The sequence below is a fragment of the Lonsdalea quercina genome (genome assembly GCF_900107885.1).
Classification (GTDB): domain Bacteria; phylum Pseudomonadota; class Gammaproteobacteria; order Enterobacterales; family Enterobacteriaceae; genus Lonsdalea; species Lonsdalea quercina.
Window position 1 is genome coordinate 93680 of sequence record NZ_FNQS01000010.1, and the last position, 24714, is coordinate 118393.

Here is a 24714-nt window from a genome sequence, read left to right on the forward strand (position 1 = left end):
GGTTATGTTGTCATTAAATCAGGTATCGGCGCACTACGGTAAGATTCAGGCGCTGCATCAGGTCGACCTGCATATCAATCAGGGGGAAATCGTCACCCTGATCGGCGCCAACGGCGCTGGAAAAACGACGCTGCTGGGGACGCTGTGCGGGGACCCTCGGGCGTCTACCGGCTCCATCGTGTTCGATGGCAAGGATATTACCAACTGGCCGACGGCGCGGATCATGCGTGAAGCCATCGCCATCGTGCCCGAAGGCCGTCGGGTCTTTTCCCGCATGACGGTGGAAGAGAATCTGGCGATGGGCGGCTTTTTCGCCGAGCGCGAGCAGTATGACGCGCGTCTCGAACGGGTGTATACGCTGTTTCCGCGCCTGCGTGAACGTCGCGCTCAGCGTTCCGGCACCATGTCCGGCGGCGAACAGCAAATGCTGGCAATCGGTCGGGCGTTAATGAGTCAGCCGCGTCTGCTGTTGCTGGATGAACCCTCGCTCGGACTAGCCCCCATCGTTATCCAGCAGATTTTCGACACCATTCAGCAGCTGCGCGAAGCAGGGATGACCATCTTCCTGGTGGAGCAGAACGCCAATCAGGCGTTGCGCCTTGCCGACCGCGGTTATGTGCTGGAAAACGGCCGCGTGGTGCTGGAAGATACCGGGGCGGCGCTGCTGGCGAACGAAGCGGTGCGTTCCGCCTATCTGGGCGGCTAAACTACGCTTGGCCGGGCGTTTCCCGGCCTGTTTCTTGTCTTCCCTCTTCTTCGCCGAGCGGCGGATCGTTTTACGCTGCGTTTGTCTTTTGCGACCGCGACGGAAGAGCAGATGCATGAGGGCGTGGCGCGGCTGCGCCGGGCTTTGTCAATCAGGGCGAGTTCCATCAGAAGTAAAAAGCCCCGCGTGAGCGCGGGGCTGTAGGGAGGATTCGCGGTCGCCGGCGGATTCGCCAACGCGCCATGCCGTGCAGGCCATTAGCCGGACTAGCACGACGTGCCGCTGTCAGGCGGCAACTCGCCGGAACGCCGCATCATCGCGGCAGTTCCGAGGGGACGTTCAGAAACGTTCCCAGTCGTCTTCGCTGCCGCCAGCGTTCGTCAACGCCGGTTTCGGCTGTGACGTGATTGCTGGTCTTTTAACGGGCGCTTTGGCGCCTGGCAGTGAGTTCGCGCCTTCCACCTTAAATACCTTCATCAGCTCGACCAGATTGGACGCCTGAGAGCTGAGGCTATCTGCGGCGCTGGCGGACTCTTCGACCAACGCGGCGTTCTGCTGAGTCACCTGATCGAGCTGGTTTACCGCATCATTGATTTGAGTGATCCCATCCTGCTGTTCGTGGGTGGTGACGCCGATTTCGCTAATCAGGTCTGCGACGCGCTGCGCCTGATCGACAATATCGTCCATCGTTGTGCCCGCATGGCCAACCAGCTTCGAGCCTGTTTCCACTTTCTCCACGCTTTCCGTAATCAAATCTTTAATCTCTTTGGCCGCAGAAGCCGAGCGCTGTGCCAGGGAACGAACTTCACCGGCGACGACTGCAAATCCACGCCCTTGCTCTCCAGCCCGGGCGGCTTCGACGGCGGCATTCAGCGCCAGAATATTGGTCTGGAACGCGATACCGTCGATGACGGTGATAATGTCGCTGATCTTATGCGAGCTGCTGGTGATTTCATCCATGGTATTAACGACGTCACCTACAACGGTGTTGCCTTTGGTTGCCGTGTCGCTGGCGGATTTCGCCAATTCCGTCGCCATACGCACGGTATCGACATTCTGTTTAACGGTCTGGCTGATCTGCTCCATCGACGCTGCTGTCTGTTGTAGATTCGCCGCCTGCTCTTCCGTGCGCTGGCTCAGGTCGGTGTTGCCCATGGCGATCTGGCTGGAGCCGGTAGCAATAGACTCACTGCTCTGGCGAACCTGATTCACCATATTGTTTAATCCGTTACGCATTTCGTCCATGGCGGCGAGCAGGCTGGTCGTATCTTTCTCGCGCAGTTGAACGTGGACGGCAAGGTTGCCTTTGGCGATAGCGCCGGCGATTTCAGCGGCGTAGGCTGGTTCACCCCCCAACTGGTTGATGATGCGACGGGTAATCAGCCAGGCTGTCATGCCGCCTAATACGGCGACGAGGACGGCTAAAGCCACCATCACCGCACCGGATCGGTTGGCTTTATGGCCAGACTGTTCGGCATCGCTGATGGTGGTTTCTTTCTGGAAGTTCAGAATGTTGTCGACGGCCTTGAAGATTTTATCCTGCTCATTGTGCACCTCTGTGAGGATCGTGTCTCTGGCCTCTTCCTGGCGGTTCGCCAGCCCGAATGTGAGCGCTTTTCTGACGGCCGCGACATAGCCAGGCTGAACCTGAGCCAGCTGACTGACATAATTCGACATCTCCTTCGAGGAAACGGAGCGGCTGACTTCATTCAAGGCGGCTGTATTGACCGTGATGATGTCTTCGATCTGCTTTTGTCGGCTCAGCATTTGGTCGCGTTCTTTCAGCAGCGCAATATCACGGACGGAGCGGGCAACGATGTTGACGTTGTCTTTAAACTCCTGGAACTGCAGCAGACGGGTAATACGGAGCTCGGACAACGTCTGAACGTTGGCGCTGATTTGCTTAAGCTGAAACAGGCCGAACAGAGCGACCATAAAGCCGATTGCGATGACCAACGAAAAACCACTGCCCAGCATAGTGCTGAGCTTCATGTTTTTTAGCAATTTCATAATGTCCCTTAGGGTTGGCGGACACCTGATTTTTCATGGTGAAGTCCGGGTGTCTAAAAATGTAAAGCGGGGCTGAGTGCGGTATGTCATTGGCAATCGCCTTTACTGCCATATGGCGACATACCATTTAGGAACCCTCGGGGGTCTTTATCGGCTGCGTTACACAAGCCTGTACTACCAATTTCCAAACATGTTGGTAACAGAACCCGGGCAAAGAGGGAGGTAATGTTAGGGAGGTGACAAAAATCTTCCAAAGCGGTTTATGTCGTTATCATATGCTTGCGATTATCCGACAAATCCTCGTAGTCCTTATATTCATTGTGGTTTTGTTAAGCCAGTGTTGGCGGTGGGTGACTCGACTCCCTCTTTTAATACCGTCTGTTTCGGCACATACATGCTGAATGTGCCTCTTTCAGGATTGTCATTTTTTTGTCATTTAAAAGTTATTTTTATGTCATCTGCACATGTCATGTTACCAGCCACATTTATGGCTCCCTCCGGGGGCTGAACGGTATTGTTGCAGGAGACTGGCATGTTGATACACGCAATCCGCACCGTCGCCGCCAGCGCCGTCATGGCGATGACCCTCACTTCCCAGGCGCAGGCGGTGACCGACATTCCGTTCTGGCACGCGATGGAAGGGGAACTGGGAAAAACGGTCAATTCGTTGGCGGACCGCTTTAACCACGACCAAAACGACGTCAGGATCGTGCCGGTCTACAAGGGCAACTATGAACAGACGCTGGCCGCGGGGATTGCCGCCTACCGTAGCGGCAACGCGCCTGCGATCCTGCAGGTCTATGAGGTGGGCACCGCCACCATGATGGCCAGCAAAGCCATCAAACCGGTTTACGAGGTATTCCGGCAGTCGGGCGTGCTTTTCGATGAGAGCGTGTTCGTACCGACGGTCTCCGGCTATTACACCGACGCCAAAAGCGGCCATCTGTTGTCTCAGCCGTTCAACAGCTCCACACCGGTGCTTTATTACAACAAAGATGCATTTAACAAGGCGGGCTTGGACCCGGAACAGCCGCCGAAGACCTGGCAGCAGATGGCGGAGTACACGGGCAAGCTGCGCGCCGCCGGCATGAAGTGCGGCTACTCCAGCGGCTGGCAGGGATGGATCCAGCTCGAAAACTTCAGCGCCTGGCATGGTCTGCCGTTCGCCAGTCAAAACAACGGATTTGACGGCGCCGACGCCGTGCTCGAGTTCAACAAGCCCGCTCAGGTCAAACATATCGCCCTGCTGGAGGCCATGCACAAGAAAGGGGATTTCACCTACTACGGGCGCAAGGACGAATCGACGGAGAAATTTTATAACGGCGATTGCGCCATGATCACGGCCTCCTCCGGATCGCTGGCGGGCATTCGCCAGTACGCGAAATTCAACTTCGGCGTCGGCATGATGCCGTATGACGCCGACGTGAAGGATGCCCCCCAAAACGCCATTATCGGTGGAGCCAGCCTCTGGGTCATGAACGGCAAGGATTTAGCTACCTATCATGGCGTGGCGCAGTTCATGCAGTTCCTGGCGAAGCCGGAGGTTGCCGCGGAGTGGCATCAGAAAACCGGCTATCTGCCGATTACCTCCGCCGCCTACGACTTAACCCGTCAGCAGGGTTTTTATGATCAGAATCCCGGCGCGGATATCGCCACCCGTCAGATGCTGAACAAACCGCCGTTGCCGTTCACCAAAGGTCTGCGTCTCGGCAATATGTTGCAAATCCGCACCATCGTGGACGAAGAGCTGGAGAGCGTCTGGACCGGCAAGAAAACGCCGCAGCAGGCGCTGGATGCCGCGGTACAGCGGGGGAACATGCAACTGCGCCGCTTTGAACAATCCACCCGATAAATGAGTGTCAGGCCGACAGGACTCGGCCTGCCCCTCTTGAGATAATCCGATGACTGCTTCCCGTCCCGTTTTTGGCCGCAGCTGGCTGCCGTATGCGTTGGTTCTTCCCCAGTTGGCGATAACGGCGCTGTTCTTCCTCTGGCCCGCCGGGCAAGCGCTGTGGTACTCCGTGCAGGACGTCGACCCATTCGGGCTGTCGAGCCGCTTTGCCGGGCTAACTAACTTTATCCAGCTGTTTCACGATCCTTACTACCTCGAGTCGTTCTACACCACGCTATGGTTCAGCGGGCTGGTCACGGTTTTCGGGCTGGTGATTTCCCTGTTCCTGGCGGCGTTGGTCAACCATGTGGCGTGCGGTCGCCGGATTTACCAGACGTTGCTGATCCTGCCTTATGCCATCGCGCCGGCGGTGGCAGCGGTGCTGTGGATGTTCTTGTTCAATCCGGGTCTCGGCATGATCGCCTACTGGTTGCATCACCTCGGTTATGACTGGAACCACGCCCAGAACAGTGGTCAGGCGATGCTGTTGGTGGTGGTGGCGTCGGTCTGGAAACAGATCAGCTATAACTTCTTGTTTTTCCTGGCGGCGCTGCAATCCGTGCCGCGATCGCTGGTTGAGGCGGCCGCGATTGACGGCGCGGGGCCGGTTCGGCGTTTCTTTAATGTGGTGCTGCCGTTGATCTCGCCGGTGAGCTTTTTCCTGCTGGTGGTCAATCTGGTCTATGCGTTCTTCGACACCTTCCCGGTGATAGATGCCGCCACCGCCGGCGGACCGGTGCAGGCCACGACCACGTTGATTTATAAAGTGTATCGCGAAGGCTTCGCCGGGCTGGATCTCGCCAGTTCGGCCGCGCAGTCGGTGGTGCTGATGATGTTGGTGATCGTACTGACGGTCATCCAGTTCCGCTTCGTGGAGCGTAAGGTGAACTATCAATGATTGAGAATCGTCGCGGACTGGATATTTTCAGCCATGTCATGTTGGCGGTGGCGCTGCTGGTGGTGCTGTTTCCGCTGTATGTCGCGGTGGTGACGGCGACGCTGGATCAGGCGCAGGCCTCGCGGGCGCCGATGACGCTCATCCCCGGCAGCCATCTCTGGCAGAACCTTAACGCCATCTGGCTGCACGGGGTGGGAAACAACAACAGCGCGCCGTTCGGCTGGCTGTTGATCAACAGTTTCATCATGGCGCTCGCCATTACGGTGGGGAAAATCAGCGTATCGATGCTGTCCGCCTACGCCATGGTGTATTTCCGTTTTCCTCTTCGGCAGGTCTTTTTCTGGATGATTTTCACCACGCTGATGCTGCCGGTGGAGGTGCGTATCTTCCCGACGGTGGAGGTCATTTCTCATCTGGGCATGATGAACAGCTACACCGGGCTGACGCTGCCGCTGATGGCCTCGGCCACCGCGACTTTTTTGTTCCGGCAGTGCTTCATGACTTTGCCGAACGAGCTGATGGAAGCGGCGCGTATCGACGGCGCGGGACCGATGCGCTTTTTCTTCGATATGGTGTTGCCGTTATCCAAAACCAATTTGGCGGCTCTGTTCGTCATTATTTTCATCTACGGCTGGAACCAGTATCTGTGGCCGCTGCTGATTGTGAGCGACGCGCGTCTCGGCACCGCCGTGGCGGGTATTCAAAGCATGATCGCCAGCAGCGACAGCCCGACTCGCTGGGAGCATGTGATGGCGGCGATGCTGCTGACCATGCTGCCGCCGATGTTGGTGGTGCTGCTGATGCAGCGCTGGTTTGTCCGTGGACTGGTTGATAGCGAGAAATAAGACGTTATGACATCGTTAAAATTACAGGCCGTCACTAAGTCCTACGACGGCAAAACGCAGATCGTCAAGCCCATCCATCTGGACGTCGCTGATGGGGAATTCGTGGTGCTGGTCGGTCCGTCGGGCTGTGGTAAGTCGACCTTACTGCGCATGGTCGCGGGCCTGGAACAGGTTACCAGCGGCGATATCTACATCGGCGACGAGCGGGTGACGGATCGGGAGCCGAAAGATCGCGGCATTGCGATGGTGTTCCAGAATTACGCGCTCTATCCGCACATGAGCGTCTACCAAAACATGGCCTACGGGCTGAAGATTCGGGGATTCGGCAAAGAGCAGATCCGCAAACGGGTCGAGGAAGCCGCGCGTATTCTGGAACTGCTGCCGTTGCTGGAGCGTAAGCCGCGTGAGCTGTCCGGCGGCCAGCGCCAGCGGGTGGCGATGGGGCGAGCCATCGTGCGCGAGCCGGCGGTGTTTCTGTTCGACGAGCCGTTATCGAATCTGGATGCCCGGCTGCGAGTCCAGATGCGGCTGGAGCTGCGGCAGCTGCATCAGCGGCTGGGGACCACCAGCTTGTACGTCACGCACGATCAGGTGGAGGCGATGACGCTCGCGCAGCGGGTGATTGTCATGAACAAAGGCGTAGCCGAGCAGATTGGCCCGCCTGCCGAGATCTATCGCCGCCCGGCATCGCTGTTCGTCGCAAGCTTTATCGGATCGCCCGCCATGAATCTGTTCTCGGGCCGGATCGGCGACGATGGCGACCGGCTTATCTTGTCCCCCGACCTGTCTCTAACGCTTCCCGCGTCAAAACCCGAGTGGCGGGGGCGGGGAGTGACGCTAGGCGTCAGGCCGGAACATATTCTTTTGGCGGAAGGCCCGGACAACGCCGTGGCGATGACGGTCGACACGGTGGAATTATTGGGTGCGGATAATCTGGCGTATGGACAGTGGGCAGGGCAGAATGTCGTCGTGCGCCTGTCGCACGAATATTGTCCGGCCGTGGGCGCTACCCTCTGGCTGCATGTGCCGGCCTCGTCGTGGCATATATTTGATTCGCAGAGCGGATTACGGATGGAACGATGACACACTCTTGGCCTTATCCTGCTTATGTCGCCCATCGCGGCGGCGGTTCACTGGCGCCGGAAAATACGCTGGCGGCGATTGACGCCGGCGCGCGTTACGGGCATCGAATGATTGAGATTGACGCCAAACTGTCGCGCGACGGGCAGGTTTTCCTGCTGCATGACGACACGCTGGATCGCACCACCAACGGCTGGGGCATTGCCGGCGAACAGACCTGGGAGCAACTGTCCCGGCTGGACGCGGGCAGCTGGTTCGGACGGACATTCCGCGGCGAGCATCTGCCGTCGCTGGCGGACGTGGCGCAGCGCAGCGTCCGTTACGATATTCTGGTCAATATTGAAATCAAGCCGACCACCGGTGAGGAAAAAGAAACCGGCCGGGTCGTCGCGTTGGCGGCGCGCGAACTGTGGCAACATCGCGCCGTTCCACCCCTGTTGTCCTCTTTCTCGGTCGAGGCGCTCGAAGCGGCTCAACAGGCTGCGCCTGAACTGCCTCGCGGGCTGCTGCTGGACGCGTGGCGTGAGGACTGGCTGACGTTGACGCAACGGCTGGCGTGTGTGTCGATTCATCTGAATCATGTGCTGCTCGACGAAGCGCGCGTGGCGCAGTTGAAGCAGGCCGGACTGAGGATTCTGGTCTATACCGTCAACCAGCCTGAACGGGCGGAAGACTTATTGCGATGGGGTGTTGACGCTATCTGTACCGACCGGATAGATTTGATCGGGGCAGCGGAGATCGCCGACTAAACCTGCCCGGCGGAGCCGGTATCCGCCATGGCATGTCGGTTAAATTTCGGCGTTTTCCATCCCTATTCGCACTTGATATTGGTCTCCGGTAGCCTCGCTTCTGCCAGGAAGGTAAGGAGCGAATCTGCCGCTATCAGGCAGCGTATGGGGCGATGACGCGAACGTTAAGGAAGAAGGGCGATGTCCGCGTTTATCGTTTCACTCTGGCACCAAATTTATTTGTCGTTACCGCTGTTCGTTCTGATTGCGTTGGGATACGGCCTCATCCGTATCGGCCGCTGGCCGACGGTCGTGCCTGATGCGTTAACTCGCTTCGTTTTCGCCATCGCACTACCCGCGATGCTGTTCCGTATGATGTGTGATTTCGCCGACCGGCCCGCGGTGGATGCTCGCCTGCTGATCGCTTTTTTCGGCAGTTGCCTGGTGGTTTTTGTGCTGGGTCGCGTGGTGGCTCGACGGGTGTTCAAGCTGGACGGCGTATCCGGCTCCGTCTTTGCGCTGAGCGGTATTTTCTCCAACAACGTCATGCTAGGCCTGCCCATCGCTACGATGATGCTGGGACCTGAGGCGATCCCCTCCGTGGCGCTGGTGCTGATCTTCAATGGTCTGATCCTCTGGACGCTGGTCACCGTTTCCGTTGAGTGGGCCCGCAATGGCTCGCTATCCCTTCAGGGGTTCACCGCCACCGCGCGGGGCGTGCTCAAAAATCCGCTGATTATCGGGATTCTCTCCGGCACGCTGTTCGGCTTTACCGGCCTACCGTTGCCGGAGATTGCTGAGCGTTCGGTGACTATGCTGGGCCAGAGCGCCGTTCCGCTGTCGCTGGTGGCGCTGGGGATGGGGTTGGCGGAGTATCAAATCCGAGACGGCTGGCGAATCAGCGCGGCCATCTGCTTCATCAAACTGCTGGTGCAGCCATGGGTTGTGTGGGTGCTGGCGGTGGCCTTGGGCTTGCCGGAAATGGAGACGCGAGCCGTCGTTCTGCTGGGTTCAATGGCGGTGGGGGTGAATATCTATCTGATGTCGCGCCAGTTCAATGCACTGGGCGGACCGGTAGCCGCCAGCCTGCTGTTATCCACATTGCTGGCGGCGGTGACCACGCCGCTCATCCTGACGCTGATGGGCGTGCGAATCTAACCCTGCTTAGTTAAGGCGTGGTGGACGGCATCATGCGCTGTTGCGTTTGTTGCTGCTGTTGCCTGAGCTGTTGCTGCCGGGCGGCGCTGTTTTGCTGAATGCTTTGATTCAAGCGCTGCTGTTGCAACTTCTGGTCTTGCTGCATCTGCTGCTGCAACCGCTTCTGGCTGCTGATGCCGTTTTCAAACTGCTGTTGCTGGGTTGATGGCAAGGGGGCTGCATTTGCCGACAGGGTCATCGGCAAGAGTAAAACGCCGAGCATGACTGTCCGAATCACGTTGTGGTACATACGTCCTCCGCGGGAAAGCCGCTTGTCGCCTAAGTTTAGTCGTTAATCGTTTCGCCGTCGCCTGCAGGCTGGGGCGGTGTGCCGGGATACGATATACTGCCGCCACCTTTTTGACGACAGACGTTATCTGAATGTTCCATATTGCGCTTTACGAACCGCAAATTGCGCCTAATACCGGCAATATCATCCGGCTCGCGGCGAATAACCGGTGCTCTCTGCATCTCATCGAGCCGCTGGGCTTCGACTTCGAAGAGAAGAAATTGCGTCGGGCCGGACTGGATTATCACGATCTGGCCGTCGTCCAGCGCCATGCGAATTACGACGCTTTTTTGGCGTCGGTGCCCGGCTGTCGCATTTTCGCCTGCACGACGAAAGGCAGCCAGCCTTACGATCGTCCTGCCTACCAGCCCGGAGACGTGTTGTTGTTCGGTTCGGAAACGGCCGGACTGCCGGACGCCGTGCGCAACGGCATCGCGCCGGAATATCGCATCCGCATCCCGATGGAGCCGAACTGCCGGAGTCTGAATCTCTCCAATTCGGTGGCGATTATCAGCTACGAAGCCTGGCGTCAGAACGGATTCGGCGGCAGAAGTTAGCGTGTCCGCCGAGCATGTCTGGCGGGATGGGGGTTGAGTAGAAAAACGACGCTGCCGCGATAATACGGCGAAGCGGACAGTCGATGCTGCCAGCGCTCGTCCCAGCGACCATGTTGCACCAGCCCCAGTCGGAACGGCACCCGTAAGGACAGCAGCGCCGGAAGGTACTCGGTGTAATGGTCCACCGTGCTGCGGCCCTGATAAGTCTGCACTACCAGTTCGTCCACCACATCATTCAGTCGATTGAGTTGCGCGACTTCTCCGGTTTTGGCCCAGTCGAGCAGGCCGGTGACGCTAAGACGGTAGTCCGATGGCAGACGCTGCCTCAACTGCTGCAAAAAAGCGACGTAGCTGGAGAGATGATGGCTGGCGGCGTCGAAATCAATCTGAATCCCTTCCACCCGATTGCCGAGCGCTCGCCAGCGTTGGGCGATGTTCAGCATGCGCGCCAACTGAGGTTCGCCGACGTCCAGCGTGGAAACGCGAAACGATAACCACAGACGTTTTACCGTCAGCCTGCTGGCCGGCAGTCCCTGGCGCAGGAAGACCACGTCGCCCCGCCGCAGAGCGACTTCACCCTGATGAAGATACAGCGTCTCTGCCTGATGGAGCACCGGCTGAGGTTGTACGGCGGCCCACAGCCAGAAGGCGTTATAGTGAGCGGCGTTGACGGTCGTCGCGCCCGCATCAACGCCGGCGAACAGCAGGCTGGCGAAGAAAAAGCCGCGCGCTACCAGTAGTATTTGAGCTGCTCGGCCCATTGGCTGCCCTTAAACTCGGTTTTGAGCTGTCTGAACCAGGCTTTGCGAGTGGCCTTGCTGATGTCTTGAGAGCCGCAGCTGTTGTAGCCGCTGGGTGCGTAACAGTAGATCGCGCGGTAGAGCGCGTAGCTCTTGTCTTCCGGCGGCGCCTGCGGGTTGGCGATCACTTCCATATAGCCGTCCAGCCGATTGTACTCCTGGCCCTGATATTGCGTCTTGGCGTCGGTCAGATCGTTCAGCATATTGTTTTCGCCCCAGTCGAAACCCACGGTATTTCCAGTACGTAGGAAGAACTCGCCCAGACAGTTGACGGCGCGTGCGTCCTGCGGGTTGTGGTTCAGACGCACCACCGTTTCCTGCAGGCTCGGGCATTGGTAGCCTTCCTCGGTATCGCCGCCGTCCCAAGAGAAGGCTGTCAGATCTTCCTCATCCCAGCTCATGTTTTCAGTGCTTTTCAGCGGTGGAATGGTTGAGAGTTTTTCGCTGTCCTTCAGATACCCTGCGTAATCCCGGTGCGTCAGCTGCTTGGTCAGCAGCGTATCCAATGCAATAGCGCGTTCGGCGGGCGTCTGCTGTGGGCCGGTCTGTTGGCGCAATAGGTCGGCATCGGCGCTGACCTTAAGGATGGCGGAACGGAAGCGTAAATTTCTGACTGGGCTATTCGCAGCAAACACCTGTTCTGGATGACCGCTGTCGACCAGTGTCTGGGCCAGCGCCAGTTGGAGGAATTGCTGTTGGGTGTAGAGAGTGTGCATCGTCAGCAGATGACGCCAGTGCGATTCGGCATCCTGCCATCGCTGTAATCGCTCCAGCGCCAGCCCGCGCAGCACCTGACTGCTATAGGCGACCGTGTCCGTCAGGTCGTCGCCGGTGGCCTTGGGCAAGGTGCGCAGCACCGCCTCGTAGTCCCGCAGGTGGTAGAACTGAAAAGCACTTTGCAGATAAAGAAACTCGGCGCGCATGCCTGCACGTTCGAATCCGGATCGCTGCTGCTCGATCTCTGTTTGCGTCAGCGCCGGTAAATTCATCCAGCCGTCTGAACTCCGTAATCGTTTGAGGTCTTGCACCAGATCCAGCAAGGGTACGCTGTCGGACGAGACGAAGTCGCTGTTTTCCAGCAACTTGTCGTCGATTTCGTTGCTGATATCAAGCAGGGCAGGCACGTCGTTGACCGACGTCAGTGCCTGATAATAGAGATTAGCCAGCGCGATGTGGTCACCGTTCATCCAGTAGGCGCGGCGATAGAGTCCGCGGGCTGAATCGGCATACAGTCCCTGCGGATAGTGCTTTAAATAGTCGCCGATACGTTCGACAGCGCGCTGTCCGGCCGATTTGTCCGTTTTGCGGATATCGAACATGCCGTATTCATCCAGCGCGTGCTGGGTGGCCTGATTGATCGCGACGCGAATCAGCATATAGCGGGCGGTTTCGGCGACCCAGGGCTGTCCGGCGGTCAGCAACTGTTGAAAGTCGCTGTCGGCCTGTTCCAACTCGCCGTTGTAGAAGACTTGCGCGCTATTGAGGTAGTGGCGGAAATCGGCCGCATCGCCGCTGGCGAGCGTTGATTCTTTATCCAACGCGGCGCGGGTGGCGGAGTAATCTGCTGAGACCAACGCGATGCGACCCTGCGCCAGCAGGATCCTTTGCGCTTCCGTCAGGTTGGCGTCACTGTTCAGAACATCGAAAAAATCGCCCAGCGTGCTGAGGCCGTTGGAGATCCCTCGCCCTTCCATGTCCTGCGGGGACAGGGTTTTGAGCTTTTCGATCATAGACGCGGGCAGGCGCAGTCGCTCCGCTTTGGGAAGTAGTTCAGCATTTTCTACCTGTATAACCTGAGCATCCGCGATATCGGAAGAGGGCGATGGCGTCTCGTCGGGCGCTTCGGTGGCGACCAGACCCATCACGCGATAGGCCGTGAAGGGATCGGTACGCGATTGTCCTTGATCGGGGGCTGGCTGAGGGATGGGGAGCGCAATCTTGTTGCGGCTGCTTTGCAGCAACATCAGGTTGGTGCGGGTATCGTTATCCGGCAATAGGTAAGGGAGTGCAGGCATACCGCAGTCGGCGTCGGTGAAGCCGCATACACCGTCGCCGGAGGCGTGAGCGGAAGAAATCAGCAGCGTCGTAATCAAACTAGCCAGTAGGGCCAATCCTTTCATGTCCTTTTCCTGTGGGTGAGGTGTCAGGCTATTTCAGGAACGTTGCCCAGATGACGGCTGGCGCCGAAGGCAGCGTTGCTGGCCGCCAAGTGTGCGACCCTATGAAGTCCACACTCTACCCGACGTCGGAAAAAACTCAATGCGATGGGCAAGAACAGGGCGGAAGAGCAGAGCGCTCTTCCGCTTTTGGCGTTGTCTGGTTAGCGGTGATAAAGCGGTAGCCAGATCGTCAACTGCAGTCCGCCGAGAGGACTGGCGTCCGCTTTGACCCAGCCGTGATGCTGCGAGATGGCCGTTTCGACAATCGCCAGTCCGAGGCCGGTTCCGCCGGATTCGCGATCGCGTGCTTCATCGGTACGGTAGAAAGGACGGAAGATCTGTTCCCGGTCTTCCGGGCTGACGCCGGGGCCGTCGTCGCCGACGAGAATGGTGACGCCCTGACCGTCAACGGAGAACGAGACCTCGATATGCGTCCTGGAATAGCGCAGCGCGTTGCGGACCACGTTCTCCAGCGCACTGTCGAGAGCTGACGGATTGCCGAACAGCAGCCACGGGCCGGGCGGCGACAGAACATTCAACGTTTTGCCCATCTGCTCGGCTTCAAAGCTGGCATCGTCCAGCACATCGCTCCACAGTTCGTCGGCTTTCAGCGGCTCCCGATGCAGTTCGTTTTTGTGCTGATTGCGCGACAGGACCAGCAGATCGCCGATCATGCTGTCGAGACGCTGGGTTTCGGTTTCGATGCGGGTCAGTTCGTTGCTTTCGCCCTGCCTGCGGCGCAGCAGCGCGCTGGATAGCTGTAGTCGGGTCAGCGGGGTGCGCAGTTCGTGAGAGATATCCGACAGCAAACGTTGTTGCACCGTCACCATTCGTTCCAGCGCGCTTACCATCTGGTTGAAGCTGGCGCCGGTCGCGCGAAATTCGTGCGGTCCGGACTCCAGTTCGGGATGTTGACGCAGGTTGCCGCGGGCGACTTCGTCGGCCGCGATTTTCAGCTTGCGTGCCGGTTTCGCCAAGCTCCAGGCGAGCCACAACAGCAGCGGACTACTGATTAGCATGGTGACGATGAGCAGCAGCAACGGGCGGTCGAACAGGAGATTGATGAAGTCGGACTGCGGGCTGCTGGCGGGCCGGATCAGATACAGCAGGTAGTTGTCTTCACTATCCCTGACGGAGAACGGGCCTAGTAGCTCAACGCGACCGTATTTCTTCTTCTGTGGGAAGTCGGCGTTATCGGACTGGCCGATAAAGTTGCGGACTATCTGCATTTCCTGGCGCTGTGAGCCGATGACGCGCCCTTCGGTGGTCACCAACAGCAGGCGTTGGCCGGGCGGCGCCCATTTCTCAATGGCGTGGAACAGCCGACGCCACCAGAGCAGGTCGTTCGCCGGGTCGTTAGCCAGTTCCGCTTCAATGTGTTGTTCTAGCATCAACCCCTGACGCTGCTCGCTTTCGAGAAGCGGGGTCAGTTGGCGGGAGTCCAGCTTGGGCAGCATCAGAACCAGCATTAGCACCAGGACTAGCGTCAGCCAGAATATGGCGAAAATACGGGCGGTAAGGCTGTTTATCATGCAGTGGATACCATCAAATAGCCCCGTCCGCGCAGGGTTTTAAACCAGGGTAATCCGTCTTTGCGGTCGGGTAATTTGCGCCGCAGATTGGAGATATGCATGTCGATGGCGCGGTCAAAAGGCGTAAGCCGCTTGCCGAGCACTTCCTGACTGAGGTGTTCGCGGGAGACGACCTGTCCTAGTCGCTGGGCCAGTAGATACAGCAAGGTAAATTCGGTACCGGTCAAATCCAGCACGTTGTCGTCGAAGCTGGCCTCCTGACGGCCGGGATTAAGGCGCAGCGCGTCCACTTCCAGCGTCGGTGCCGTCGTTTCGCCCACCTGTTGCTGATCCGTCCAGTTGGAGCGACGCAGGATCGCGCGGATACGCGCTACCAGCTCCCGGTCGTTAAACGGTTTCGGCAGATAATCATCGGCGCCCAGTTCCAGACCCAGCACGCGGTCCAATTCGCTGCCGCGCGCAGTCAACATAATGACGGGCGTCTGGTGGCGTTGACGCAGTTCCTTCAAGGTATCAAGGCCGTTTTTCTTCGGCATCATGACATCCAACAGCAGCAGATCTATTGAATCGTCCAACGCGGTCATGGCTTGTTCGCCGTCATAGGCCACCACCACGTTGAATCCTTCCATTTCGAGCAGTTCCTTTAACAAGGACGTCAGCTCTTTATCATCGTCAACCAACAGGATTTTATTCATGAGTTACCTACCTCCTCGGGCAAAATACGCCATAGATTGCCGCTATTCCATGACTTTACGTAGTTTTACACCGTCTGACGCATGTTTGCAGCGGGGTGTTTAGACTGAACGCATCAATTAGCTGAGCGGTACAACTTACAGAGGAGTTATTGATGCGGCGCACCACCTTGTTGTCTCTCGCTTCACTGCTGTTGCTGGGTTTCAGCATCGTTAAGGCAGCCGACGCCGAGGGGCTCGGGATGGAAGAATTGACGCAGAATGACTCTGCCACGAAACGCTTTCCCAGTCAGCAACGGATGTTCGATGGCGTGAAGTTGACGGAGCAGCAACGTCAACAGATGCGTGATTTGATGCAGGAAGTGCGGCACGACATGCCTCCTTATTCCGCGCAGGATGTTGAAACGATGTACCAGTTGGTTATAGCTGAAAAATTCGATGAAGCGGCCGTACGGGCGCAAATCAATAAAATGACGCAGGCGCAGATTGCACGTCAGGTGGAAATGGCCCGGGTGCGTAATCAGATGTACAGCCTGCTGACGCCGGAACAGAAAGAAGTGCTGCGCCATAAGCATGAGCAGCATATGGAAGTCATTCGCGAGCAAATATCGGTCGCGAATCAGCAGGAAAAGTATTTCAGCGTGCCCAAGTGAGCCTGTCAGTCAGGTGTGGGCAACGTATTCGGAATCCCTGAGCAGTACCGTGAGTTGTTGATCGATAGTGAAACGTTGTGTGTAAAAGATAGACCCTGTTTTCCTTGCCATAGACACCATCCCTGTCTATTTGCCCTCCTTGATGGAGGGCTTTTTTTTATTCTTAACTAATAAAATCACCTTAAAACAGTCGGTTATTTTTTCCCATCACTCCGCCGGATTCATCAAAACCTACGGGCCAAGGTGAACACTTGTCACAGAGCGTTCTCGTGATATTCGCTCATGGCAGAGTGACTCCCTCTCGCACGGTTTCCCCTGATTAAATTGAAAATATCTTATCAATCATATCTTTCTTGGCTCTTTGACGATGTTAAGACGAGGGGCATGATATTTAGGAAGGCGCTCTGTCTATGCGTATGGCGGTAGCGCTGTTTGCGTTCTTCTTTGGAGGTTTTGGCGCTCACAAATTTCTATTTAGGGAATATCGGTCAGGGATGGCTTTCCCTCTCTGCTTCCTATCATCCCTAAACCGCACCTCAATCACAGACAATGTTTGCGACCTTTCACGCTGAAACATCGGAAATTATGGCTATGGTTCATAACGCATTGTCCGGCGTAATACCGTGGACGGCGTGGCGCAGTATTGTCTAAGCGTTGATGACATCCCGCCGGGCAACTCGGGGCGACGGCAAAAATACATAAACGGAGAGTTAAGATGGAGTATTTGTTAGGGATAGCGCTTGTCGCGTTGACAGTACATCACACCGTTGCCGGAGTGTTGCTGGCATTTACGTTAATTTGTGCCTGGCTGCAGGGCGTTATCACACTGCCTGGCGTGGGGACGCTCTGCGTGACGATGCTGATAGGATATTTGCTGCATCGCTATCGGCACAGAACGTGGATTGCGGTGGGCGGCGAAGGGCTTTTGGTCGTGCTCTGCATTCTGCTGTTTTTGCATCTTGTTCCCGGTTTTCACAACCCCAAAGTGCTTGATCACGTTGTGGCGGGTCCGCACAGCGCGCCTTTCTCGCTCTATTACAATCTCGATAAGGCCGTAACGCCATTCCTGCTGTGGATGGCAATCCCGGGGTTGTCGTTTTACAAAATGATGCCTGCATCAAGATCCTATTGGCAGTGGGGGCTGTTGATGCTGACGGTGCCTGCGCTTTTGCTGCTGGCCGTTGTTCTTGGCGGTTTGCGCTTTGAATTGCACTGGCCTTCGTGGCTAGGCCAATTCGTGCTTGCCAATCTCTTTTTCGTCTCTCTGGCGGAAGAGGCGTTGTTTCGCGGCTATCTGCAAAGACGCCTGACGCAATTTTCCGGCCCACTACCTGCGCTGATTGTGACCGCGACGTTGTTTGGTCTGGCGCATTTTCAGGCGGGGTCGCTGATGATGATTTTCGCCGGGCTGGCCGGATTGATCTACGGCGTGGCCTGGTGGTGGAGTGGTCGGCTGTGGGTATCGACGGCGTTTCATTTCGCTTTAAATCTGCTGCATCTTTTGTTCTTTACCTATCCCTATTTCGAGCGCTGATTTTTCTCTCTCGATCTCGCCTATCTATAAATCACGACATTGACGTTTATGCCGCAGGCGGGCTGTCCGTGCACTGTCGGGGGGCAGTCAGGCGTCTGTCGTGTTTCGGGGGATGCGCAGGGGGATAAACTTATTGGCGTGTTTTCACATCACGGGAAAAGAGATGAATCCGGTAAAATTATTACGGCTTAATCGAGCCTGGTCGCAGGAACACCTGGCGGAGCTGTCTTCGTTGAGCGTTCGGACAATTCAGCGCATAGAGAATGGCGAACGCGCAAGTCTGGAAACCTTGGGGGCTATTGCCGCCGCCTTAGAGGTTAAGGTGTCGGCGTTGATGGAGAATGGAGTAACGCCCGCAGGAGCGGACACGTCGCTGGAGCAGCGAAACCAGGAGGCTCGGAATCAGGTGAGGGAAGAGGGGCGCTTCTGGCGTGGAATGATTCTTTTCGTCCTGGTTAACCTCGCGCTTTTTATCATTAACAGATTTGCCGCTCCCCAAAGCCACTGGTTCCTCTGGCCGCTGCTGATATGGGGCGGGATCTTGACGCTGCGGGGGGGAAAACTGTTCCTGTTGCGTAGGTGGCTGACGCAATGGGAGCGGGTGCGACTGCAAAAAATTCTACGACGTTAGTGTCTGTTTTCAATCGCGTTTACCGCCATAGGCCGCCTGTTCGGATCCCATTTTCGCAATCCGCTATACTTTAGCGTTTTGTTTTCATGGGAGGTGGATATGGATTCGCGTTACGGGCGCCTGGTGACGACAGCCGCTATTCTGGCGACCGCAACGGCGCTGTTGCTTTTTGCTCTGAAAGTTTTTGCGTGGTGGTATACCGGATCGGTCAGTTTGCTGGCGTCTTTGGTCGATTCGCTGGTGGATATCGCCGCCTCGTTAATCAACCTGCTGGTGGTGCGTTATTCACTGCAGCCAGCGGATTCCGAACATACTTTCGGTCACGGCAAGGCCGAGTCTCTCGCCGCATTAGCTCAGAGCATGTTTATCTCGGGATCGGCGTTGTTTCTGCTGCTGACCGGCTTCCAGCATTTGATTTCTCCTCAGGCGCTTAAGGATCCGGCCGTGGGGATGTGGGTGACGATCGTGGCGCTGGTCGTGACCGGACTGCTGGTCGCATTCCAGCGCTGGGTGGTCGCCCGAACTCACAGTCAGGCGGTGCGCGCAGACATGCTGCACTATCAATCCGACGTGATGATGAACGGCGCGATCCTGGTCGCATTGGGGCTGAGCTGGAAAGGCGTGACCTGGGCGGATGCCGTTTTCGCGCTTGGCATCGGCGCATATATTTTGTACAGCGCTTTGCGGATGGCGTACGATGCCATTCAAGCCCTGTTGGATAGGGCGTTGCCGGATGAAGAACGGCAGGAAATTACCGATATTGTTGCCGCGTGGCCGGGCATCAGCGGCGCTCATCAGCTACGAACGCGGCGGGCGGGCCCTACACGGTTTATCCAGCTGCATTTGGAAATGGAAGATACCCTGCCGTTGGTGAAATCTCATCAGATTGCGGACGATTTGGAGAAAGCATTGCTGCAACGCTTTCCCGATGCCGATATCATTATCCACCAGGACCCCATATCGGCTGTTCCAGACGCCCAGCGCGGATGGTGGAACATTTGATTCAAACGTGAATTATCACGCAGGCGTTATATTTTTGTAAATATGTGATACTTCACAAGGATATTATTGGTCTTTAAGCCTGACTTGAATCAATTCAGCTGAGGGTATTTGTTATAAAATGCGTACAAGAAGGTGAGAGGTTTGCGTTGTCGGTGTTGAATGCCGCAAACTTCGCGCACGATATAAAAAATCTGCGAATTAACATCTACAAATCCAGAGGTTGTCATGATTAAGAAAATCGGAGTACTCACAAGCGGTGGCGATGCGCCAGGCATGAACGCCGCTATCCGCGGTGTGGTGCGCGCTGCATTAACGGAAGGACTGGAAGTTTATGGAATTTATGATGGCTATCTGGGTTTGTATGAAGATCGCATGACGCAGCTTGACCGCTATAGCGTGTCAGATGTCATCAACCGCGGCGGTACGTTCCTTGGCTCTGCGCGTTTCCCTGAGTTCCGGGAAGAATCCGTACGTCAGGTCTGCGTAGAAAACATGAAAAAACGCGGTCTGGATGCGCTGGTCGTTATCGGCGGCGACGGCTCTTACATGGGGGCCAAACGTCTGACTGAAATGGGTTTCCCGTGCATCGGTCTGCCGGGCACTATCGATAACGATGTGGCCGGCACGGACTACACCATCGGTTACTTCACTGCGCTGGACACGGTTGTTGAAGCGATCGACCGCTTGCGAGACACGTCTTCTTCCCACCAGCGTATTTCCATCGTCGAAGTGATGGGCCGTCACTGCGGCGACCTGACGCTGGCGGCGGCTATCGCCGGCGGCTGCGAATTTATCGTGGTGCCGGAAGTCGACTTCAAGAAAGAAGATCTGGTGGCTGAAATCAAAGGCGGGATTGCCAAAGGGAAAAAGCACGCTATCGTTGCCATCACCGAACTGATGTGTGACGTGGGCGAGCTGGCCAGCTACATCCAGCAGGAAACCGGGCGTGAAACGCGCGCGACCGTACTGGGCCACATTCAGCGCGGCGGTTCTCCGGTTGCGTACGACCGGATTTTGGCTTCCCGTATGGGCGCATACTCCATCGAACTGCTGCTGCAGGGTTACGGCGGTCGTTGCGTTGGGATCCAGAATGAAAAAATGGTTCACCATGATATTATCGACGCTATCGAGAATATGAAGCGTCCCTTCAAGGGCGACTGGCTGGAAACGGCGAAAAAATTGTTCTGATTAGTCATCGGCCCGGTGTGGCAGGGTGTATGAAATCCCGTCCCTTAGGGGGCGGGATTTCTTTTGGCTGTCATCCTCAGGCACAGGGTGATAGGTTGACCTAAACTTTCATTGGGTGCTGGTTGAGCCTGCCTTTGCCGGCGGTTCAGCAAGAGCATAAACGCAGAAATTATCGAGGTTTTGCATGACAAAAGTGACTGTTGCCGCCACGCAGATGGCCTGCACCTGGGACCTGCCCAGAAATATCGAAAACGCGGAAAAACTGGTGCGGCAGGCGCACGCAAAGGGCGCGCAAATCATTCTGATCCAGGAATTGTTCGCCGCGCCTTACTTCTGCATCGACCAGAGTCCTGAACACTACGCGTTGGCGCAGAGCCTCGATAATAGTCCGCTCATTAAACATTTCTCGGCGCTGGCCGCCGAGCTGGAAGTGGTATTGCCGCTGAGTTTCTTTGAGCGCGCCAATAACGCCTACTACAATTCGCTGGTGATGATCGATGCGGACGGCAGCGTGCTGGACGTTTACCGTAAAACTCATATCCCCAATGGCCCGGCCTATCAGGAAAAGCAGTTCTTCATTCCCGGCGACACCGGCTTCAAAGTGTGGCAGACCCGCTACGCCAAGGTTGGCGTGGGCATCTGCTGGGATCAATGGTTCCCTGAAACCGCCCGCAGTCTGGCGCTGATGGGGGCAGAGGTCATCTTCTACCCGACGGCTATCGGCTCTGAACCGGCCTTCCCAGCCTGGGATAGCCAGCCGCACTGGACGCGTGTACAACAGGGTCATGCCGCCGCCAACCTGGTACCAGTTGTCGCCTCCAACCGTATCGGAACGGAAGCCAGCAAGTATATCGACGGGCTGGAAATGACGTTCTACGGTTCTTCATTTATCGCCGATCCGACCGGCGCATTGGTGCAGCAGGCCAACCGCACCGACGAAGCGGTGCTGGTGCACAGTTTCGACCTGCAGGAGATTGCGCAGATGCGCGCAACCTGGGGCTTGTTCCGTGACCGTCGCCCAGAAATGTATGATGTGATCGGCACTTCCGACGGCAAAACCTGGAGATAAATCATGTCACAGCTGAGCACCCCGTTTCAGGACGGTTTCGCCATGCCCGCAGAGTGGGCTCCGCAGGAAGCGGTCTGGATGCTGTGGCCGTATCGCCGCGACAACTGGCGCTCGGTAGGGGAGATCATCCCGGCGCAGCAGACTTTCTCCACCGTTGCGGCGACCATTGCCCAGACGACGCCGGTCTTCATGGGCGTCCCGGCGGCGGAGATGGCGCATGCGCGGAGTATCATGCCCGCCAGCGTCACGCTGGTCGAGATAGAGAGCGACGATGCCTGGATGCGCGACACCGGGCCGACGATGGTGCTGAGTCCCGCGGGCGAACGCCGCGGCGTCGACTGGCAGTTTAACGCCTGGGGCGGAGAACAGGGCGGTTTGTATACGGACTGGCGCCGCGATGAACAGGTCGCGCAGCAGGTTCTGGCTTATCTCGGGGATGCCCGTTACGCCGCGCCGCTGATTCTGGAAGGCGGCTCTATTCATACCGACGGCGAAGGCACGCTGCTGACCACGGCGGAGTGTCTGCTCAATCCCAATCGCAATCCGCATCTGGACAAGGCGCAGATCGAGCAATTGCTGACGGACTATCTGGGCGTATCGGCCTTTATCTGGCTGGAGTCCGGCGTTTACAACGATGAGACGGACGGCCATATCGACAACATGTGCTGCTTCGTGCGTCCCGGTGAGGTTGCGCTGCATTGGACTGAAGATGAAAACGATCCCCAATATGCTCGCTCTATGGCGGCGTATCAGGTGCTCTCGAAGGCGCGTGATGCGCACGGTCGACATCTGAAAATATGGAAATTGCCTGCGCCGGGTCCGCTTTTCATGACTCAGGCTGAAGCGGAGGGGATCGACGTCGACGGGGAAGCGATTGAACGTATCGCCGGCTCGCGTCTCGCGGGGTCTTACGTCAACTTTCTCATCAGCAATCGTCAGGTGATTTATCCGTTGCTGGATAAACGTACGGACCGTCAGGCGCACGCGCTCTTGCAGCGAATGTTCCCTGATTACCTTATCAGCGGCGTACCCGCGCGTGAAATTTTGCTGGGCGGCGGAAATATCCACTGCATTACCCAGCAGATCCCGTCCGCGCGCGCGGAATAATTCCACCCATAAAAAAACGGCTCCTCGAAAGAAAGGAGCCGTTTTCAAACCAAGAACAAGATACCGTTGAGCGTTATGCGCCTTTGGCTTCTGCTGCGGCTTTCACGATCACGGCGAAAGCGTCTGCTTTCAGTGACGCGCCGCCCACCAGCGCGCCGTCGATATCCGGCTGGGTGAAGAGTTCAGCCGCGTTAGACGCGTTAACGGAACCGCCGTACTGGATAATGACCTGTTCTGCGACCGCCGCATCCTGTTTCGCGATGTGGCTGCGGATGAATTTGTGGATAGCCTGCGCCTGCGCCGGAGTGGCGGATTTGCCAGTACCGATAGCCCAGATAGGTTCGTAGGCGATGACGGCATTTTCAAAGGCTTTGGCGCCCAGCGTGTTCAGAACGGCATCCAGCTGACGAGCACAAACGCTTTCAGTCTGGCCGGCTTCGTTTTCTGCTTCAGTTTCACCGATGCACAGAACAGGAGTCAGACCGGCTTCTTTCAGTACGCCGAATTTTTTAGCAACGAACTCATCGCTTTCTTTGTGATAGGTGCGGCGTTCTGAGTGACCGATAATGATGTATTTAGCGCCGATGTCTTTCAACATGTCGGCAGAGGTTTCGCCGGTGAATGCGCCGGAAAGGTTTACATCAACGTTCTGCGCGCCCAGGGCAATACGGCTGCCAGACAGTTCGTGCTTAGCCTGACCCAGGTAAACAGCCGGTGGAGCGATAGCTACGTCACAGCCCGCGACGGCTGTCAGTTCGTTGCGCAGACCAGCAATCAGTTCGTGAACCATGTGGGTGCTACCGTTCAACTTCCAGTTGCCCATGACTAAGGGGTGTCGCATCTTTTTTCCTCCAGACGGATAGCAAGTTAATCAATACGTCACTGCCGCTCGGCAGTGTAACCTGACGACAGTATAAAGATGAAAAGACCTCGTGGCTCTGTTTTTCGTGCCTAATAGCGGCTTTGATCAATATTCTGCCAGCGTGAGCTTAATCGGTTCAACTGCGAACGTTAGCCCTTTTTCGCCTCCATCTGCCACCACATACCGAAGCGCTCCCTCCTCCTGTTGGAAGAAGGGGTGACCCTTGCCTTGCGCCAGCAGCGTGTCGACTTTTTTCAGGCTTTGTTCGCGCGTCAGCGAGGGGACGAATACCCGCAGCAGCGCGGCCATGTACTCCTGCGCCTGTTTGCGTCGGCCCGCTTCGTCAGGATCTTTCGAGCCAGGCAATAGAGTAATTTGCAGCGTTTTAATCTTGCCCGTCCCTTTCTCAAGCGCGGTAGAAGAGTACAACTTATCGCTGATCTTGCTGGCGGCGCGGGTCAGCATGGGGGAGTCCTCGTTAGTATCTACGACCCGGTATTCCCCAATCGGCAGCGTCGGATTGCTGAGGTTATAGCGAGTGCGAAACTGGACGATAGTCATATCAAACGTTGGCGAGCCGGCCAGCAGATAAGGCGCAGCGGGACCTTTGTGCTGAAACAGCGCGTCTGCCCTGACGGCACTGGCCTGATGTATTCCGGCGGTGAGCAGGCAAAGGATAAGTAGAGATTTTTTCATAGCGTGTTCGTCAGTATCGTCGCAGTAGCCGTTATGCCGTAACGCGGCCTTGTGATTAAAGCGGTATTGGTTAGGGATTGTCAAAGTTCGCGTAAAAAATACGATAGAAACAGTACAGTAAGGTAAACTCGTCGTCAGAAAACAGCTATCGGAATAGGCTTGAGATGACGTTACAACAGTGGTGTTTTTCTTTTCGCGGCCGTCTTGGACGGAGAGAATTCTGGTTGTGGATGGTGACCTGGGTGGTGCTAACGATCGTGTTATTCGCATTGGCGGGTCAAAACTGGTTGTCGACTCAGTCCGCCGCCTTCGCGCTGGTGGCGCTGATGTGGCCTACTTCCGCGGTACTGATAAAACGGCTGCACGATCGCAATAAAAGCGGCTGGTGGGCATTGTTGCTGGTGGTGGCATGGCTGTTGGGCAGCGGCAACTGGTCTATGTTGCCGTCGCTGGGACAGTGGGGGCTGGGGCGGTTCATTCCCTCGTTGATTGGCATCATGATGCTGTTGGACTGCGGTTCTTTCGCGGGAACGCCGGGCGCTAACCGATTTGGTCCAGAGCCGGAGTCGCTGCGGCTCCGCTCCTGAG

Annotated in this window: 25 protein-coding genes; 17 read left to right on the forward strand and 8 right to left on the reverse strand. The window is 56.9% G+C overall.

Going from position 1 to position 24714, the window contains the following annotated elements; translation table 11 throughout:
• The first annotated feature begins 4 nt into the window (after window positions 1–4).
• On the forward strand, window positions 5–706 hold the full coding sequence (livF, locus tag BLU64_RS13660; RefSeq protein WP_026743624.1) for a high-affinity branched-chain amino acid ABC transporter ATP-binding protein LivF: 702 nt from the start codon (window positions 5–7) through the stop codon (window positions 704–706).
• Window positions 707–1045: 339 nt separating this feature from the next.
• Here livF and BLU64_RS13665 read toward each other — a convergent pair whose 3' ends face one another.
• Window positions 1046–2716, reverse strand: a complete 1671-nt coding sequence (locus BLU64_RS13665) for a methyl-accepting chemotaxis protein (protein ID WP_074729055.1) — start codon at window positions 2714–2716, stop codon at window positions 1046–1048.
• A 532-nt stretch (window positions 2717–3248) separates the two neighbouring features.
• Here BLU64_RS13665 and ugpB point away from each other — a divergent pair.
• The 6 genes from ugpB to BLU64_RS13695 all read left to right on the forward strand — a co-directional run bounded on the left by ugpB (window position 3249) and on the right by BLU64_RS13695 (window position 9316).
• Complete coding sequence (gene ugpB, locus BLU64_RS13670) at window positions 3249–4568, forward strand: sn-glycerol-3-phosphate ABC transporter substrate-binding protein UgpB (protein ID WP_074729057.1); 1320 nt, start codon at window positions 3249–3251, stop codon at window positions 4566–4568.
• 49 nt (window positions 4569–4617) lie between these two features.
• Window positions 4618–5505, forward strand: coding sequence for a sn-glycerol-3-phosphate ABC transporter permease UgpA (ugpA, locus tag BLU64_RS13675; protein WP_026743621.1), 888 nt, complete (start codon window positions 4618–4620; stop codon window positions 5503–5505).
• Complete coding sequence (gene ugpE / locus BLU64_RS13680; RefSeq protein ID WP_026743620.1) at window positions 5502–6350, forward strand: sn-glycerol-3-phosphate ABC transporter permease UgpE; 849 nt, start codon at window positions 5502–5504, stop codon at window positions 6348–6350. The genes ugpA and ugpE overlap by 4 nt, the downstream gene beginning before the upstream one ends.
• Before the next feature lie 6 nt (window positions 6351–6356).
• Window positions 6357–7433 (forward strand): sn-glycerol-3-phosphate import ATP-binding protein UgpC, encoded by a 1077-nt coding sequence (locus BLU64_RS13685; protein WP_074729059.1) that lies wholly within the window; start codon window positions 6357–6359, stop codon window positions 7431–7433.
• Entirely contained in the window at window positions 7430–8179 is a 750-nt protein-coding gene (gene ugpQ, locus BLU64_RS13690) for a glycerophosphodiester phosphodiesterase (RefSeq protein ID WP_074729061.1), read from the forward strand. The genes BLU64_RS13685 and ugpQ overlap by 4 nt, the downstream gene beginning before the upstream one ends.
• Window positions 8180–8359: 180 nt before the next feature.
• Window positions 8360–9316 (forward strand): AEC family transporter, encoded by a 957-nt coding sequence (locus tag BLU64_RS13695; RefSeq protein WP_074729063.1) that lies wholly within the window; start codon window positions 8360–8362, stop codon window positions 9314–9316.
• Window positions 9317–9326: 10 nt separating this feature from the next.
• Here BLU64_RS13695 and BLU64_RS13700 read toward each other — a convergent pair whose 3' ends face one another.
• Window positions 9327–9605 carry a hypothetical protein gene (locus BLU64_RS13700; RefSeq protein WP_071999797.1) on the reverse strand — a complete coding sequence of 93 codons (279 nt, stop codon included), beginning with the start codon at window positions 9603–9605 and terminating at the stop codon, window positions 9327–9329.
• Between the two features lie 131 nt (window positions 9606–9736).
• On the opposite strand from BLU64_RS13700, the gene BLU64_RS13705 reads away from it, so the two are divergent.
• Window positions 9737–10201 carry a tRNA (cytidine(34)-2'-O)-methyltransferase gene (locus tag BLU64_RS13705; protein WP_026743616.1) on the forward strand — a complete coding sequence of 155 codons (465 nt, stop codon included), beginning with the start codon at window positions 9737–9739 and terminating at the stop codon, window positions 10199–10201.
• Here BLU64_RS13705 and BLU64_RS13710 read toward each other — a convergent pair.
• From BLU64_RS13710 to cpxR, 4 genes are all read right to left on the reverse strand, one after another.
• Window positions 10198–10962 carry a DUF3142 domain-containing protein gene (locus tag BLU64_RS13710; RefSeq protein ID WP_026743615.1) on the reverse strand — a complete coding sequence of 255 codons (765 nt, stop codon included), beginning with the start codon at window positions 10960–10962 and terminating at the stop codon, window positions 10198–10200. The two genes, BLU64_RS13705 and BLU64_RS13710, sit on opposite strands and share 4 nt — an antisense overlap.
• Window positions 10932–13121 carry a PA5441 family protein gene (locus tag BLU64_RS13715; protein WP_074729064.1) on the reverse strand — a complete coding sequence of 730 codons (2190 nt, stop codon included), beginning with the start codon at window positions 13119–13121 and terminating at the stop codon, window positions 10932–10934. Before BLU64_RS13715 ends, BLU64_RS13710 begins: the two co-directional genes overlap by 31 nt.
• A 200-nt stretch (window positions 13122–13321) precedes the next feature.
• On the reverse strand, window positions 13322–14692 hold the full coding sequence (gene cpxA, locus BLU64_RS13720) for an envelope stress sensor histidine kinase CpxA (protein WP_074729066.1): 1371 nt from the start codon (window positions 14690–14692) through the stop codon (window positions 13322–13324).
• Complete coding sequence (gene cpxR, locus BLU64_RS13725; protein ID WP_074729068.1) at window positions 14689–15387, reverse strand: envelope stress response regulator transcription factor CpxR; 699 nt, start codon at window positions 15385–15387, stop codon at window positions 14689–14691. The genes cpxA and cpxR overlap by 4 nt, the downstream gene beginning before the upstream one ends.
• Before the next feature lie 152 nt (window positions 15388–15539).
• On the opposite strand from cpxR, the gene cpxP reads away from it, so the two are divergent.
• From cpxP to aguA, 8 genes are all read left to right on the forward strand, one after another.
• Window positions 15540–16037 (forward strand): cell-envelope stress modulator CpxP, encoded by a 498-nt coding sequence (cpxP, locus tag BLU64_RS13730; RefSeq protein WP_074729070.1) that lies wholly within the window; start codon window positions 15540–15542, stop codon window positions 16035–16037.
• A 416-nt stretch (window positions 16038–16453) separates the two neighbouring features.
• Window positions 16454–16609, forward strand: coding sequence for a hypothetical protein (locus BLU64_RS17910; protein ID WP_410410457.1), 156 nt, complete (start codon window positions 16454–16456; stop codon window positions 16607–16609).
• A gap of 143 nt (window positions 16610–16752) precedes the next feature.
• Window positions 16753–17571: a CPBP family intramembrane glutamic endopeptidase gene (locus BLU64_RS13740; RefSeq protein WP_074729072.1), complete on the forward strand. Its 819-nt coding sequence runs from the start codon at window positions 16753–16755 to the stop codon at window positions 17569–17571.
• A gap of 163 nt (window positions 17572–17734) precedes the next feature.
• Window positions 17735–18202: a 2TM domain-containing protein gene (locus tag BLU64_RS13745; protein WP_026743609.1), complete on the forward strand. Its 468-nt coding sequence runs from the start codon at window positions 17735–17737 to the stop codon at window positions 18200–18202.
• Window positions 18203–18301: 99 nt separating this feature from the next.
• Complete coding sequence (gene fieF / locus BLU64_RS13750; RefSeq protein WP_074729074.1) at window positions 18302–19204, forward strand: CDF family cation-efflux transporter FieF; 903 nt, start codon at window positions 18302–18304, stop codon at window positions 19202–19204.
• Between the two features lie 225 nt (window positions 19205–19429).
• The gene (gene pfkA / locus BLU64_RS13755) at window positions 19430–20392 is read left to right on the forward strand and encodes a 6-phosphofructokinase (RefSeq protein WP_074729076.1); all 963 of its coding nucleotides are present in this window, start codon (window positions 19430–19432) and stop codon (window positions 20390–20392) included.
• Between the two features lie 184 nt (window positions 20393–20576).
• Entirely contained in the window at window positions 20577–21461 is an 885-nt protein-coding gene (gene aguB / locus BLU64_RS13760) for an N-carbamoylputrescine amidase (protein ID WP_074729077.1), read from the forward strand.
• A gap of 3 nt (window positions 21462–21464) precedes the next feature.
• A complete protein-coding gene (gene aguA, locus BLU64_RS13765; RefSeq protein WP_026743605.1) occupies window positions 21465–22568 on the forward strand; it encodes an agmatine deiminase in 1104 nt (367 codons plus the stop codon).
• A gap of 73 nt (window positions 22569–22641) precedes the next feature.
• Here aguA and tpiA read toward each other — a convergent pair whose 3' ends face one another.
• On the reverse strand, window positions 22642–23409 hold the full coding sequence (gene tpiA, locus BLU64_RS13770) for a triose-phosphate isomerase (RefSeq protein WP_026740879.1): 768 nt from the start codon (window positions 23407–23409) through the stop codon (window positions 22642–22644).
• Window positions 23410–23535: 126 nt separating this feature from the next.
• On the reverse strand, window positions 23536–24126 hold the full coding sequence (locus BLU64_RS13775; RefSeq protein WP_026743604.1) for a DUF1454 family protein: 591 nt from the start codon (window positions 24124–24126) through the stop codon (window positions 23536–23538).
• A gap of 164 nt (window positions 24127–24290) precedes the next feature.
• Between BLU64_RS13775 and BLU64_RS13780 the strand changes: the two genes are divergently transcribed.
• Window positions 24291–24713, forward strand: coding sequence for a DUF805 domain-containing protein (locus BLU64_RS13780; RefSeq protein WP_026743603.1), 423 nt, complete (start codon window positions 24291–24293; stop codon window positions 24711–24713).
• The last annotated feature ends 1 nt before the right edge of the window (window position 24714 follow it).

Coding starts and splice junctions, on each gene's coding strand:
- livF (WP_026743624.1), top strand. CDS start 5: ATGTTGTCATTAAATCAGGTATCGGCGCACTACGGTAAGATTCAGGCG.
- BLU64_RS13665 (WP_074729055.1), bottom strand. CDS start 2,716: ATGAAATTGCTAAAAAACATGAAGCTCAGCACTATGCTGGGCAGTGGT.
- ugpB (WP_074729057.1), top strand. CDS start 3,249: ATGTTGATACACGCAATCCGCACCGTCGCCGCCAGCGCCGTCATGGCG.
- ugpA (WP_026743621.1), top strand. CDS start 4,618: ATGACTGCTTCCCGTCCCGTTTTTGGCCGCAGCTGGCTGCCGTATGCG.
- ugpE (WP_026743620.1), top strand. CDS start 5,502: ATGATTGAGAATCGTCGCGGACTGGATATTTTCAGCCATGTCATGTTG.
- BLU64_RS13685 (WP_074729059.1), top strand. CDS start 6,357: ATGACATCGTTAAAATTACAGGCCGTCACTAAGTCCTACGACGGCAAA.
- ugpQ (WP_074729061.1), top strand. CDS start 7,430: ATGACACACTCTTGGCCTTATCCTGCTTATGTCGCCCATCGCGGCGGC.
- BLU64_RS13695 (WP_074729063.1), top strand. CDS start 8,360: ATGTCCGCGTTTATCGTTTCACTCTGGCACCAAATTTATTTGTCGTTA.
- BLU64_RS13700 (WP_071999797.1), bottom strand. CDS start 9,605: ATGTACCACAACGTGATTCGGACAGTCATGCTCGGCGTTTTACTCTTG.
- BLU64_RS13705 (WP_026743616.1), top strand. CDS start 9,737: ATGTTCCATATTGCGCTTTACGAACCGCAAATTGCGCCTAATACCGGC.
- BLU64_RS13710 (WP_026743615.1), bottom strand. CDS start 10,962: ATGGGCCGAGCAGCTCAAATACTACTGGTAGCGCGCGGCTTTTTCTTC.
- BLU64_RS13715 (WP_074729064.1), bottom strand. CDS start 13,121: ATGAAAGGATTGGCCCTACTGGCTAGTTTGATTACGACGCTGCTGATT.
- cpxA (WP_074729066.1), bottom strand. CDS start 14,692: ATGATAAACAGCCTTACCGCCCGTATTTTCGCCATATTCTGGCTGACG.
- cpxR (WP_074729068.1), bottom strand. CDS start 15,387: ATGAATAAAATCCTGTTGGTTGACGATGATAAAGAGCTGACGTCCTTG.
- cpxP (WP_074729070.1), top strand. CDS start 15,540: ATGCGGCGCACCACCTTGTTGTCTCTCGCTTCACTGCTGTTGCTGGGT.
- BLU64_RS17910 (WP_410410457.1), top strand. CDS start 16,454: ATGGCGGTAGCGCTGTTTGCGTTCTTCTTTGGAGGTTTTGGCGCTCAC.
- BLU64_RS13740 (WP_074729072.1), top strand. CDS start 16,753: ATGGAGTATTTGTTAGGGATAGCGCTTGTCGCGTTGACAGTACATCAC.
- BLU64_RS13745 (WP_026743609.1), top strand. CDS start 17,735: ATGAATCCGGTAAAATTATTACGGCTTAATCGAGCCTGGTCGCAGGAA.
- fieF (WP_074729074.1), top strand. CDS start 18,302: ATGGATTCGCGTTACGGGCGCCTGGTGACGACAGCCGCTATTCTGGCG.
- pfkA (WP_074729076.1), top strand. CDS start 19,430: ATGATTAAGAAAATCGGAGTACTCACAAGCGGTGGCGATGCGCCAGGC.
- aguB (WP_074729077.1), top strand. CDS start 20,577: ATGACAAAAGTGACTGTTGCCGCCACGCAGATGGCCTGCACCTGGGAC.
- aguA (WP_026743605.1), top strand. CDS start 21,465: ATGTCACAGCTGAGCACCCCGTTTCAGGACGGTTTCGCCATGCCCGCA.
- tpiA (WP_026740879.1), bottom strand. CDS start 23,409: ATGCGACACCCCTTAGTCATGGGCAACTGGAAGTTGAACGGTAGCACC.
- BLU64_RS13775 (WP_026743604.1), bottom strand. CDS start 24,126: ATGAAAAAATCTCTACTTATCCTTTGCCTGCTCACCGCCGGAATACAT.
- BLU64_RS13780 (WP_026743603.1), top strand. CDS start 24,291: ATGACGTTACAACAGTGGTGTTTTTCTTTTCGCGGCCGTCTTGGACGG.